Genomic DNA, 12,309 nt, shown 5'->3' with positions numbered 1-12,309 from the left:
GTGTACAGGGACGCTGAGCTCACCTTCGCATTGGATTGCTATTTGCGTGGGGACTTTGCAGCCGCGCTGAAGCATCTTGAACGGGCGGGTCGCGAGACGACCTATGGACCGGCGATGCTGAAGGTCGCTGCGCTTGGACAGGTCGGGCCGGCGGACGAACGCAAGCTCGCCGTTGCAGCCCTGCTCGCCAAATGGCCCGAGTTCGAAAAGACGTTCTACCCGATGATGGCTCGGCTCGAGACAGATCCCGCATTGGTCCAGGCATTGGCCATCGGCCTGCGCCAAGCCGGTCTCGACATCGAACAAAGCGCGTCGCACTGAAACGGTTCAGGCTGCAGCGACTTCGCTTCGTAACCGTAACGTACTCCACGGCAAGAATTGTGGCTCCAATACTTTAGCGTGCGGAGGCGGCTTTCATAAGTCAGCTCGTGCCGATCCTTCCTGCTTTCCGAAAAGATGATCAGGAGAACGCAATGAAGATCAGAACAGCAATTGTGACGTTGCTGGCGATGGCCAGCATAGACAGCTCGTTCGCAAACCCGGTCAGTCCCGACATTCGCTCCTGGCAGGCCGCCGACCAAGAACTTGTCAGGCTTCGTAGAATCGCTCCGGTCGGTCGCACAGTCATTGTCAGGCGGCCTGTGGTCAGACGGCCTGTCGTGGTGGTGCGGCCCGTGCGCAGGTGGGTTCGGCGCCCCTATTTTGGCGCTGTAATCGCGGGCGTAACATTAGGGGCGATTGTCACAGTCGCTGTGGCGGCGGTGGCGCCGCGGGCTCCTTCTCCTGATCTGTGCTGGTACTGGTCGAACAACGCCAGGACTAGAGGTTATTGGGACTATTGCGTGCCTCGTTGACGAAGCGAGCCAATCCTTCGCCAAGCGTATGGCTCTTCCACGATTGGTCTCGACCCGCCAGGAGCGGGCTTGATTCGATCTGAGGATCAAGACTTCCCACAAATACGCCAGAGCGCGGACGCCCGCCTCAGCTCGTATGCGCGACGAGCTTGTTCACCGTCTCGGGGAAGAAGTCGGGCGCCGAGTGGCGCTTGCCGAACATCATGTCGTATTGGATGAGCCGGAAATCGTTGATCTTCGGATCGATCTGCTTCTGCCGCGCCCAGTCCGGCGTCGCTTCGCCCGCGGGCGATAGCAGCAGGTTGCGGTCGACCACCCGGTAATGTTCGCGTAGCGCGCCGAGGAAGCCGGTGTAATAAGGATGCGTGATGCCGGCCGTGGTCAGGATGTGGTAGGGCAGGAAGGCCGGGCTCACCGCGCCCACGTTCTGCACCGGACCGGAGCGGTTCGACCAGATCACCAATGGCGTGTCGTGGTGCTCGAGCGCGGCGTCGCTAGGCTCCTTGCGAGGCGCGACATTGTCCTTGAGGAAGCCGGTTTCGACATAGACGGGTCCGAGCGGCGGCAGGTGGTCGCCGAAGAAGGCGATGATGGTCGGCCGCTGGCGCTTCTTCGCCCAGTCGATCAGCCGCTGCAGGCCATGATCCGCGTCGGCCGAGCCCTCGACGTAGGAAAGCAGCGATTCCCGCGCCCAGGAACTGATCGGCGCATCGACCGAATGCGTCGGATTGTAATAGCGGTAGGGTTCGTAAGGGCCATGGTTCTGCAGGCTGACGGCGAACAGGAACACCGGATCGTCGCTGGCGTCGGCCTCGCGGATGATCTCATCGGTCATGGCCGCGTCGGACGCCAGCGGCCCGCGCTTTTCCATCGGCGGCAGCGTCTCTTCGGAGCGGAAGTCGTTGAAGCCGAAATCGGCATAGACGGCGCCCCGGTTCCAGAACCAGTTGGTGCCGGGATGGATGGCGCGCGCCCGGTAGCCCTCGCTCTTCAGGAAGGTCGCCAGCGAGGGCGTCGGCGTGCGCACATATTGCTGGTAGGGGATCGAGCCGGCCGGCAGGAAGGCGTTGGAGAAGCCGGTCAGCGCCTCGAACTCGATATTGGCGGTCATGCCGCCGAACTCGGGCGAGAACATCGAGCCGGAGCGCAAGGCGCGCACGGTCGGGATCGGATCGGGCTTGATGCTGACGCCGGGCAGTCGCGTCGGATCCCAGAAGGATTCGCTCATCACCACCACGATATCCGGCTTCTCCTCCGGCACCGAAGCGGCGACGTCGGAGCGCTGGATCGCGTCCATCGCCTTTTGCGAATAGCCGGGCGGCGCCGAGACATGCGCCATCGGCACATTCATCGCGAAGGCCAGCGCAAAACCGTTCGAGGCGTAGTTTTCCTTCTGGTCCCACATGATCGGGATGATCTGCAGCCGGTCGCGCGTCCACGAGAAGGTGGCGTAATCCATGATCGATACGAAGAAGGCGAGCAGCGGCACGGCAAGCGCCAGCCGCGCCAGACGACCCTTGCGGCTGAGGATCGGCCCCCGCCGACGCCAGATCCGCCAGCCATAGACCAGCAGCGCCAGCCCGCCGACGATTGCCGCGGCCAGCATGATGGCCGTCCATGGCCGCTCGCGCACCAGAAGCGGCATCAGCGCCATGATCTGGCGGGCATAGAGGAAATCCGTCGGATAGAGCGGATCGCCGAGATAGTGCGATTTCTGGTGACCGACAAAGGCGAGCGCCAGCGTCAGCGGCGCCACGATCATCAGGCTCTGGTGGCTGCGGCCAATCACGGCGTCCAGCCCGACCAGCACCAGCGCGAAGACGATGATGGTGGTCCAGCCCGGCTTGAAGGGCTGCAGGAAGAAATCGACCGTGCCGAAGAAATCGCCGCGCACGATCCATTCGATCGCGAACACGAGAAGAGCGGAGACGAGAAGCGTCGCCAGGCCGTAGCGTACGGTCGGCCAAGGTCGCCCCGGCAGGTAGCCGGTGGACGGATCGTCTTCCAAAAATTGCGGCACGGGCTTGGCCGCGCCTTTCCTGATCCTTGCCACTCTACTTCCCCCGGCCACGCAACACGCCTTCCACGCACGTCACGGCTCTGTCATCAAAATGTCACGCAAAGCTAGCGCCTGTGGCGGAAATAAGAAGAGCCAGCAAAGTAAACGTGAGCGGTTTTCATCAGGTGTGATCGCCAAAAAGCCTTTTGGAACAGGGAGTCAGTCGGGTTTTCCGGCTGAAAGACGGGTTAAAGGGATGCCCGCGGGCTTGACTTGGCTGTGCGCCTTGCGCCAGAGGCAGGGAAAAATCAGGCTCTGGAGACACCAAAAATGGCCGTCGCATTCACCTTTCCGGGACAGGGCAGCCAGGCCGTCGGCATGGGCAAGGACCTCGCCGATCAATTCCCGGAAGCGCGCCGCGCCTTCGAGGAAGTGGACGCCGCGCTCGGCGAAAACCTGACGAAACTGATCTGGGAAGGCCCGGAAGAGACGCTGACGCTGACCGCCAACGCCCAGCCGGCGCTGATGGCGGTGTCGCTGGCGGCGATGCGGGCGCTCGAAGCGCGCGGCTTCTCGCTGAAGGACAAGGTGGCCTATGTGGCGGGCCATTCGCTGGGCGAATATTCCGCGCTTGCCGCGGCCGGCTTCGTTTCGGTCGGCGATGCTGCGAAGCTGCTGCGCACCCGTGGCAACGCCATGCAGGCGGCGGTACCCGCCGGCGAGGGCGGCATGGCGGCCATCATCGGGCTGGAGCAAGCCGATGTCGCAGCGGCCTGCGCGGAAGCGGCCAAAAGCTCCGTCTGCCAGGTTGCCAACGACAATGGCGGCGGCCAGCTAGTGATTTCAGGCGCCAAAGCGGCGGTCGAGCTGGCGGCGAAGCTGTGCACCGAAAAGGGCGCCAAGCGGGCGCTGATGCTGCAGGTTTCGGCCCCCTTCCACTCGGCGTTGATGGCGCCGGCGGCCGACATCATGCGCGAGGCGCTGGCGAGCGTGGAAAAGCAGGCGCCGGTGGTCCCGGTCGTCTCGAACGTGACGGTGACGCCGACCAGCGACCCGGACGAGATCGCCCGCCGGCTGGTCCACCAGGTGACCGGCCGCGTGCGCTGGCGCGAGACGGTGGAATGGTTCGGCGCCAATGGTGTCGCCACGCTTTACGAGGTCGGCGCCGGCAAGGTGCTGTCGGGCCTGGCGCGCCGCATCAACCGCGACATCGCCACCGGTGCCATCGGCACGGCGGCGGAGGTAGAGGCGGCGCTGGCGGCGCTCGCCTGACAGGCTGGCGATTTGACGGCACCTGTGCCAAGGGTGCCCCTCTGAGATCAGGAGAGAAAAATGTTCGAACTGACCGGCCGCAAGGCGCTCGTCACCGGCGCATCGGGAGGCATCGGCGAGGCGATCGCCAGGGTGCTGCACAGCCAGGGCGCCATCGTCGGCCTGCACGGCACGCGCGTGGAGAAGCTGGAAGCGTTGGCAGGCGAGCTTGGCGACCGCGTAAAGCTGTTTCCGGCGGATTTGACCGACCGCGACGCGGTGAAGGCGCTCGGCCAGAAGGCGGAGGCGGATCTCGAAGGCGTGGATATCCTGGTCAACAATGCCGGCATCACCAAGGACGGCCTGTTCATGCGCATGTCGGACGCCGACTGGGACAGCGTGATCGAGGTGAACCTTACCGCCGTGTTCCGGCTGACCCGCGAGTTGACCCATCCGATGATGCGCCGCCGCCATGGCCGCATCATCAACATCACCTCCGTGGTCGGCGTCACCGGCAATCCCGGCCAGACCAATTATTGCGCCTCCAAGGCCGGCATGATTGGCTTTTCCAAATCGCTGGCGCAGGAGATCGCCACCCGCAACATCACCGTCAACTGCGTCGCCCCGGGCTTCATCGAATCGGCCATGACCGACAAGCTCAACGACAAGCAGAAAGAGATGATCATGGCCGCCATCCCGACAAGGCGCATGGGCACCAGCGCCGAGGTCGCGTCCGCGGTTGCCTACCTCGCTTCCAATGAGGCGGCTTATGTCACCGGCCAGACCATTCACGTGAATGGCGGCATGGCAATGATCTGACCGGCCAAGCCCCGGACGCCTGTGAAAACAGCCATTTCGGCTTGGACGCCCGGCATTTTTCGTGTAATGCGGCCCGCAACCCGGCGGTTCGGGCAAAAACCGGTCCTGCGGCGTTGCGTTGCCCGCAAGACCATCTTTCAGCTTGATTAGCGGCATTCCGCCCGCTAACGAAGATCGACAAACATAAGACGAGGATTGCCCAAATGAGTGACACCGCAGAGCGCGTCAAGAAGATCGTCATCGAGCATCTCGGCGTCGATGCCGACAAGGTGACGGAGCAGGCGAGCTTCATCGACGACCTGGGCGCGGACAGCCTCGACACGGTCGAACTCGTCATGGCGTTCGAAGAAGAGTTCGGCGTCGAGATTCCGGACGATGCCGCCGAGACCATCCTCACCGTCGGCGACGCCGTGAAGTACATCGACAAGGCCTCGGCCTGAGTTCTTTCGCAGGCATAATCGGGGAGGACCTGCGATGAGGCGTGTCGTCGTCACGGGCCTTGGCCTGCTTTCGCCGTTTGGCATGGGCGTCGAGCATAGCTGGCGGGAATTGCTTTCCGGCCGCAGCGCCTGCCGCCGCGTCACCGAGTTCGAGGTGGACGATCTTGCCTGCAAGATCGCCCACATCATCCCGCGCGGCGACGGCTCGAATGGCACCTTCAATCCGGAGGCCGTGCTCGAGCCTAAGGAACTGCGCAAGATCGGCGACTTCATCCTTTACGGCATCGCGGCCGCCGACGAGGCGCTGGCCGATTCCGGCTGGAAGCCTGAGACGCATGTGGACCAGTGCGCCACCGGCGTGCTGATCGGCTCAGGCATAGGCGGCATCGACGGCATCGCCGAAAACGCGATGATCCTCAAGGATCGCGGCCCGCGCCGCATCAGCCCGTTCTTCATTCCCGGGCAGATCATCAATCTGGTCTCTGGCCAGGTCTCCATCCGTCACGGCCTGAAAGGCCCGAACCACGCGGTCGTCACCGCCTGCTCGACCGGCGCGCACGCCATCGGCGACGCGGCTCGGCTGATCATGTGGGGCGATGCCGACGTCATGGTGGCGGGCGGCGCCGAGGCGCCGGTCACCCGGCTGTCGATCGCGGGCTTCGCCGCCTGCCGCGCGCTCTCCACCGACCGCAACGATGCGCCTGAGACCGCTTCGCGTCCCTATGACCGCGACCGTGACGGCTTCGTCATGGGCGAGGGCGCCGGCGTCGTCGTGCTGGAAGAGCTCGAGCACGCAAAGGCGCGCGGCGCCAAGATCTATGCCGAAGTCACCGGCTACGGACTAACCGGCGACGCCTACCACATCACCGCTCCAGCCGAGGACGGCGACGGCGCCTTCCGCTGCATGACGGCGGCGCTGAACCGGGCAAAGCTTTCCCCGGCCGATGTCGACTACATCAATGCCCATGGCACTTCGACCATGGCCGACACGATCGAGCTTGGCGCGGTCGAGCGCCTGGTCGGCAATGCCGCCTCGAAGATCTCGATGTCGTCGACCAAGTCGTCGGTCGGCCATCTGCTGGGCGCCGCGGGCGCCGCGGAAGCGATCTTCTCGATCCTTGCCATCCGCGACAACATCGCTCCCGCTACCATCAATCTCGACAATCCGGAACGCGAGACGGCGATCGATCTCGTGCCGAACAAGCCGCGCCAGCGCCAGATCGACGTCGCGCTGTCGAATTCCTTCGGTTTCGGCGGCACCAACGCCTCGCTCGTGTTCCAGCGTTACAACGGCTGAGCAGCACCGGAGCGGCCCCGGGAGGAGTGCACGGTTCCACCCGGCATTGCTCCGAGACAGACAGCTAATCGGCAGTCCGCCAACTGCCGTCATTTTTGCCAAATTCGCCCCTAGCCTTGCGCCGGGGGATTCGTTGCAAGATCAGACGGCAGGGCGTCATGAACACTAATCCGAGCGACGGGGAATTCGGGCGGCAAGGCGCGAAGGGCCCGATCGTGCCGAAGACCGCGGCCGAGGCGTTGCGTCCGGAAGCCGGCACGCCGCCGCCGTCGAAGCGCTCGCGCGCCTCGCGCAGCCAGGTCGTGGTGTTCCTGAATTTCTTCCTGTCCATTGCGATCCTTATCGTGCTGGCCTCGGGGGCCGCGCTCTATTTCGGCATGCAGGCTTTCGTCGAGCCCGGCCCGTCCGCCAATGGCGACACCTTCATGATCAAGCCCAACACCGGCGTGCAGGAGATCGCCGATCAGCTGGAACGCCGCAGCCTGATCAACGATGCCCGCATCTTCCGGCTCGGCGTGCGCGCCACCGGCAATGAATCGGCGCTGAAGGCCGGTGAATACGCCATCAAGCCGCGCGCCTCGATGCGCGACATCATGGAGCTCTTCAAGAGCGGCAAGTCGGTGATGTACTCGCTCACCATTCCCGAAGGGCTGACGGTCGAGCAGGCATTGCAGCGCGTGGCCGATCAGGAGGCGCTCACCGGCGACATGCCGGCGACCTTGCCGCCCGAGGGCAGCATCGCCACCGACACGTTGCGCTTCACCCGCGGCGCCACCCGCCAGCAGATGGTCGACAAGCTCGTCGCCGATCAGAAGAAGCTGGTCGAGGACGTCTGGTCGCACCGCGCGCCCGACCTGCCGATCGCCAATATCGATGATTTCGTCACGCTGGCGTCGATCGTGGAAAAGGAAACGGGCCGGAGCGACGAACGCTCGCGCGTTGCCGCCGTCTTCCTCAACCGGCTGGCCAAGGGCATGCGGCTGCAATCCGACCCGACCATCATCTACGGCCTGTTCGGCGGCAAGGGCAAACCCGCCGACCGGCCGATCTATCAGTCCGACCTCGACAAGCAGACGCCCTACAACACCTATCTGGTCAAGGGCCTGCCGCCGACGCCGATCGCCAACCCGGGCCGCGCGGCGCTCGAAGCGGTCGCCAATCCATCGAAGACCAGCGATCTCTATTTCGTTGCCGACGGCAATGGCGGCCACGTCTTTGCCGCGACGCTGGAAGAGCACAACCAGAATGTCGCCCGCTATCGGACGCTGCAGAAGAAGCAGGCGGACGCCGCCGCCAAGGCTTCCGGCCAGACGACGGCCCCGCCCGCTCCCGATGGCGGCGACGCCGGCGACAATGGCGACAGCGGCGAAAACGGCGACGCGGGCGGCGACGCGGCTCAATAAGCATGCCGCACGCGTCCTTTGACGCGACGCCATATTCATGTTTTGAGGGGGCGCCGGCCGATCGTCCGGCGATTTTTAGAGCAATTCCAGGAAAAGTGTGAGCGGTTTTCCGTCCGGAATTGCGTAAAAACAAAGAGATAGAGTGGTTCGCCGTTTCCGTGAAACGGTGAAACGCTCTAGGGCGTGTAGCGCCGGGCCGCTTGCGTTGGCCTGCCACAGGGGATGACAGGCACAATGAACCTGCAAAGCATGACCGGTTTCGCGCGGTCCGCCGCCGAGAGCGAGGGCACCTCGATCGCCTGGGAGGTGAAATCGGTGAACGGCAAGAGCGCCGAGGTTCGGCTGAGGTTGCCGCAGGGTTTCGACCGGCTGGAGACCTCTGTCCGGCAGACTGTTCAGAAGCGTTTCGCGCGCGGCAATTTCCAGGCGACATTGACCGTCGGCCGCGCTGCTGCCAGGCAAGCCCAGCCGGTGGTTAACGAGGCGTTCCTCAAGGATCTGGCGGGACTGGCGAAGCGCTTGCAGGAGCAGTTCGGCACCGAGCCCGCCACCGCCGACGGCCTGCTCTCGCTGCGCGGCGTGCTCGACATTCCCGAGGCGATGGAGACCGAGGAGGAGCGCGCCGCTCTTGACGCCGCGATCCTGTCGGCGCTCGAGGCAGCGCTCGCCGGGCTGGAACAGGCGCGGCAAGGCGAGGGCGCGGCACTTGGCGCGCTGCTTTCCGGCCATATCGACGCGATCGAGGCGTTGACGCTGAAGGCCGAAGCCGATCCGTCGCGGGAGCCGGCGGCAATCCGCGAGCGCATCACGGAGCAGGTACGCCTGTTGATGGATGCCTCGGCCAATCTCGATGCCGTCCGGCTGCATCAGGAGGCGGCCTTCCTCGCCACCAAGGCCGACATCCGCGAGGAGATCGACCGGCTGAAGACGCATGTCGCTTCGGCGCGGACGCTGCTCAAAGGCGGCGGTGCGATCGGCCGCAAGCTCGATTTTCTGGCGCAGGAATTCAATCGCGAATCGAATACCTTGTGCTCCAAGTCGAACGCCGCCGCGGTCACCGCGATCGGGCTGGAGCTCAAGGCGGTGGTCGACCAGTTTCGCGAACAGGTCCAGAATCTGGAGTGACGGGAATGGTTGCCAAGGAACCGACGGCTGCCAGGGATCTGGGATCCCGGATCCGCCGCCGCGGATTGATGCTGGTGCTGTCGTCGCCGTCGGGCGCCGGCAAGTCGACGATCGCGCGCAACCTTCTGGAGAGCGATCCAAGCCTCGAGCTTTCGGTCTCCGTCACGACAAGGCCTCGCCGCGGTTCGGAGATCGAAGGCGTCCACTATCATTTCCGCTCCATGCGCGACTTCGAGCGGCTGCGCGATTCCGACGCGCTGCTCGAATGGGCCGAGGTGCACGGCAATTGCTATGCGACGCCGCGCGAGCCGGCGGAAATCGCGCTGGCCGAAGGCCGCGACATGCTGTTCGACATCGACTGGCAGGGCGCCCAGCAGCTCAAGGAGAAGATGCGCGCCGACATCGTCTCGATCTTCATCCTGCCGCCGTCGATGAAGGAATTGAAGGCGCGCCTGAAGCGACGCGCCGAGGACCAGGAATCCGTCATCGAGACCAGGCTGAAGAACGCTCGCCTGGAGATCGAGCATTGGAAAGAATACGACTTCGTCATCGTCAACGACGATCTCGACCGCGCCTTCGCCGAGGTCCGCGCCATCGTTGCTGCCGAGCGTCTGCGCCGCGACAGGCGGCCTGGCCTGTTCGACTTCATCTCGGGATTGCTGGACGAGAAGACGGAGTAGGCAGCCTTTCCTTCTCCCCGTTTTACGGGGAGAAGGTGGCCCAAAGGGCCGGATGAGGGGCAGCGCCGGCCTGTGGCGGCTCGCGAAGCGCAAAGGTCAGTCAGACGACCCTCACTTGCCACCCGCCGCCTGCCGTCTCGCGGCAAAATGCGCATTGGCTTGATCGTCGGGAATGTGGGTTCCAGTGGTGGCGTCGGCGGTCAAACGGCGTTCGTCAGCCGGACAAACTCTTCCACGCTCAGCGTTTCCGCCCGCCGCGTCGGGTCGATGCCGGCCCGTGTCAGCAAAGCCTCGCCGCCCAGGCTCTTCACGCTTTGCCTCAGCATCTTGCGGCGCTGGCCGAAGGCCGCCTCGGTGACACGGCCGAGCTTCTTGCCGTCGACGGGCAGGGGAGACGGGCGCGGCACCAGATGCACGACGGAGGAGGTGACCTTGGGCGGCGGCGTGAAAGCCTGCGGCGGCACGTCGAAGGCGATCCTCGCCTCGGTGCGCCAGCCGGCCAGTACGCCGAGCCGGCCATAGGCGTCGCTGGCTGGACCCGCCGTGATGCGCTCCGCCACCTCGCGCTGGAACATCAGCGTCATCGACTGGTAGAAGGGCGGCCAGTCGTTGACCGTCAGCCAGCGGATCAGAAGCTCGGTGCCGATATTGTAGGGCAGGTTGGCGGCGATCTTCACCGGCCCGCCATTCGCCGTACCGGCAAGCGCGGCAAAATCCGTTTTCAGCGCATCGCCGGGAATGACCTCCAGGCGACCGGGATAGTGGCTGGAAACCTCAGCCAGCGCTTCGAGGCAGCGCTCGTCGCGCTCGATGGCGATCACGCGCCGCGCGCCGTTGAACAGCAGCGCCCGCGTCAGCCCGCCCGGGCCGGGACCGACCTCGATCACGGTCGCCTCGCTGAGATCGCCGGCGGCGCGGGCGATCTTGCTTGTCAGGTTGAGGTCGAGCAGGAAATTCTGCCCGAGCGCCTTCTTGGCCTGGAGTCCATGCCGCTCGATCACCGCGCGCAACGGTGGCAACCCGTCGATCGTCATGCGCTCGTTCAAGGCGTCCTCACGCGGCCGCGGCTTGGATCGCTGTCGGCCAGCCGGCGCGCCAGCCTGAGCGCCGCGATCAGGCTCTCGGCGCGGGCAATGCCCCTGCCGGCGATATCGAAGGCGGTGCCGTGATCCGGCGAGGTGCGGATGAAGGGCAGGCCCAGCGTCACATTGACCGCCTCGTCGAAGGCCAAGGTCTTGGCCGGAATCAGCGCCTGGTCGTGATACATGCACAGCGCCGCATCATAGGTGGCGCGCGCGCGTGGATGAAACATCGTGTCGGCCGGCAGCGGCCCAACCGCATCGATGCCTTCCGCCTTCAGCGTCTCGACGGCCGGGGCGACGATTGCGGCATCCTCCTGGCCCATGGCGCCGCCTTCGCCGGCATGCGGGTTGAGCCCGGCGATCGCAAGCCGCGGCCGCGCGATGCCGAAGCGGCTCTTGAGATCGGCGGCGGTGATGCGCGCGACGGCGACGATCAGCTCCGTGGTGAGCACCTTCGGCACTTCGGCCAGGGGGATATGGATGGTCACCGGAACGGTGCGCAGATCGGGTCCGGCCAGCAGCATCACCGGCGTGACCTCCTTGCCGGTGTGGCGCGAAGCCAGATGCGCCAGATATTCGGTGTGGCCGGGAAAGCCGAATCCCGCATCGTAAAGCGGCTTCTTGGCGATCGGACAGGTGACCACCGCGGCGGCGCTGCCGGCGAGACAGTCGGCGACTGCCCGGTCGATCGCCTCGATGGTGCCGGCGGCATTGGCCGGATCCGGCTCTCCCGGGGTGTCGACATGGCGCGCATGGAGCGGCACGACGGGGAGCACACGGGCAAAATGAGGCGCGGCCTGTCCGGGTAAGGTCTCGACAACCGTCACATTCGCGCCGACAAGACGGGCGCGGGCTTTGATCAGGGCCGGGTCGGCCAGCAGATAGAAGGGCGGCACCCCGGCGCTGTCGCCCGCCTGCCAGGCGGCGATGGCGATCTCGGGTCCGATGCCCGAAGGGTCGCCGACACTGAGCGCCAGCGGCGCATCGGTCTTGCGCGGGCTCATTGGGTGGGCTGACTGCGGTATCGCATGCTTGTCGCTCAGAGCATGACGCCGAGAAATGTGCTGCGGTTTTCGGACGACATCATGCTCCATTTCTCGGATTTGGGAGACGGATTGAGGCTGGTCCGACCTATGTCTCCGGCTCTAGCGTTCGACGATCTTGGCCTTCTGCCGCAGCTCGGCGACATATTTCTTGCTGAGCTCGTCGGCGTCCTTGTCGTTGGTGCCCTCGGCCTGGAACACCATCTGCGCGGCCTTGTCGTCGGAGACCTCACGCGAGGAGCAGATGCCGATGAATTCGACGCCGCGCTCGGTCTCTCGCGTCGGTGTCGCGCCGCCGACCTTGGTGGCCTTGATC

At 65.1% G+C, this 12,309-nt stretch carries 11 protein-coding genes and 1 pseudogene; 8 read left to right on the top strand and 4 right to left on the bottom strand.

Features of this window, described 5'->3' with window-relative positions; genetic code table 11:
• On the top strand, window positions 1–321 hold a 321-nt coding region (locus tag EOA24_RS12595), incomplete at its 5' end, for a hypothetical protein (protein WP_210213588.1).
• A 660-nt stretch (window positions 322–981) separates the two neighbouring features.
• Here the strand turns inward: EOA24_RS12595 and EOA24_RS12590 are convergent.
• Window positions 982–2,907, bottom strand: coding sequence for an LTA synthase family protein (locus EOA24_RS12590; protein ID WP_127409824.1), 1,926 nt, complete (start codon window positions 2,905–2,907; stop codon window positions 982–984).
• 276 nt (window positions 2,908–3,183) lie between these two features.
• On the opposite strand from EOA24_RS12590, the gene fabD reads away from it, so the two are divergent.
• From fabD to gmk, 7 genes are all read left to right on the top strand, one after another.
• Window positions 3,184–4,125 (top strand): ACP S-malonyltransferase, encoded by a 942-nt coding sequence (gene fabD / locus EOA24_RS12585; protein WP_126078248.1) that lies wholly within the window; start codon window positions 3,184–3,186, stop codon window positions 4,123–4,125.
• A gap of 60 nt (window positions 4,126–4,185) precedes the next feature.
• Window positions 4,186–4,923 (top strand): 3-oxoacyl-[acyl-carrier-protein] reductase, encoded by a 738-nt coding sequence (fabG, locus tag EOA24_RS12580; RefSeq protein WP_126078247.1) that lies wholly within the window; start codon window positions 4,186–4,188, stop codon window positions 4,921–4,923.
• Window positions 4,924–5,126: 203 nt separating this feature from the next.
• Complete coding sequence (locus EOA24_RS12575) at window positions 5,127–5,363, top strand: acyl carrier protein (RefSeq protein ID WP_006203723.1); 237 nt, start codon at window positions 5,127–5,129, stop codon at window positions 5,361–5,363.
• A 34-nt stretch (window positions 5,364–5,397) separates the two neighbouring features.
• The gene (gene fabF / locus EOA24_RS12570) at window positions 5,398–6,660 is read left to right on the top strand and encodes a beta-ketoacyl-ACP synthase II (protein WP_095816073.1); all 1,263 of its coding nucleotides are present in this window, start codon (window positions 5,398–5,400) and stop codon (window positions 6,658–6,660) included.
• 158 nt (window positions 6,661–6,818) lie between these two features.
• Window positions 6,819–8,063, top strand: coding sequence for an endolytic transglycosylase MltG (gene mltG, locus EOA24_RS12565; RefSeq protein WP_127409823.1), 1,245 nt, complete (start codon window positions 6,819–6,821; stop codon window positions 8,061–8,063).
• A gap of 234 nt (window positions 8,064–8,297) precedes the next feature.
• On the top strand, window positions 8,298–9,188 hold the full coding sequence (locus EOA24_RS12560; protein WP_126078245.1) for a YicC/YloC family endoribonuclease: 891 nt from the start codon (window positions 8,298–8,300) through the stop codon (window positions 9,186–9,188).
• Window positions 9,189–9,193: 5 nt separating this feature from the next.
• Window positions 9,194–9,868 (top strand): guanylate kinase, encoded by a 675-nt coding sequence (gene gmk, locus EOA24_RS12555; RefSeq protein ID WP_126061838.1) that lies wholly within the window; start codon window positions 9,194–9,196, stop codon window positions 9,866–9,868.
• A 200-nt stretch (window positions 9,869–10,068) separates the two neighbouring features.
• On the opposite strand, the gene rsmA is transcribed toward gmk, so the two are convergent.
• The 3 genes and pseudogenes from rsmA to EOA24_RS12540 all read right to left on the bottom strand — a co-directional run.
• A complete protein-coding gene (rsmA, locus tag EOA24_RS12550) occupies window positions 10,069–10,902 on the bottom strand; it encodes a 16S rRNA (adenine(1518)-N(6)/adenine(1519)-N(6))-dimethyltransferase RsmA (protein ID WP_126083455.1) in 834 nt (277 codons plus the stop codon).
• Between the two features lie 8 nt (window positions 10,903–10,910).
• A complete protein-coding gene (gene pdxA / locus EOA24_RS12545) occupies window positions 10,911–11,954 on the bottom strand; it encodes a 4-hydroxythreonine-4-phosphate dehydrogenase PdxA (RefSeq protein ID WP_126078244.1) in 1,044 nt (347 codons plus the stop codon).
• A 141-nt stretch (window positions 11,955–12,095) separates the two neighbouring features.
• Window positions 12,096–12,309 (bottom strand): annotated as a pseudogene (locus EOA24_RS12540) (peptidylprolyl isomerase); the annotation flags it as partial.

This window comes from Mesorhizobium sp. M2A.F.Ca.ET.039.01.1.1, assembly GCF_003998035.1.
Lineage (GTDB): Bacteria > Pseudomonadota > Alphaproteobacteria > Rhizobiales > Rhizobiaceae > Mesorhizobium.
The sequence above is the reverse complement of the archived record's forward strand: the minus strand, read 5'-3'. Positions and strand labels throughout refer to the sequence as shown.

What these genes read in the sequence shown, in the direction of transcription:
- fabD (WP_126078248.1), top strand. Translation starts at nt 3,184, where the DNA reads ATGGCCGTCGCATTCACCTTTCCGGGACAGGGCAGCCAGGCCGTCGGC.
- fabG (WP_126078247.1), top strand. Translation starts at nt 4,186, where the DNA reads ATGTTCGAACTGACCGGCCGCAAGGCGCTCGTCACCGGCGCATCGGGA.
- EOA24_RS12575 (WP_006203723.1), top strand. Translation starts at nt 5,127, where the DNA reads ATGAGTGACACCGCAGAGCGCGTCAAGAAGATCGTCATCGAGCATCTC.
- fabF (WP_095816073.1), top strand. Translation starts at nt 5,398, where the DNA reads ATGAGGCGTGTCGTCGTCACGGGCCTTGGCCTGCTTTCGCCGTTTGGC.
- mltG (WP_127409823.1), top strand. Translation starts at nt 6,819, where the DNA reads ATGAACACTAATCCGAGCGACGGGGAATTCGGGCGGCAAGGCGCGAAG.
- EOA24_RS12560 (WP_126078245.1), top strand. Translation starts at nt 8,298, where the DNA reads ATGAACCTGCAAAGCATGACCGGTTTCGCGCGGTCCGCCGCCGAGAGC.
- gmk (WP_126061838.1), top strand. Translation starts at nt 9,194, where the DNA reads ATGGTTGCCAAGGAACCGACGGCTGCCAGGGATCTGGGATCCCGGATC.
- rsmA (WP_126083455.1), bottom strand. Translation starts at nt 10,902, where the DNA reads ATGACGATCGACGGGTTGCCACCGTTGCGCGCGGTGATCGAGCGGCAT.
- pdxA (WP_126078244.1), bottom strand. Translation starts at nt 11,954, where the DNA reads ATGAGCCCGCGCAAGACCGATGCGCCGCTGGCGCTCAGTGTCGGCGAC.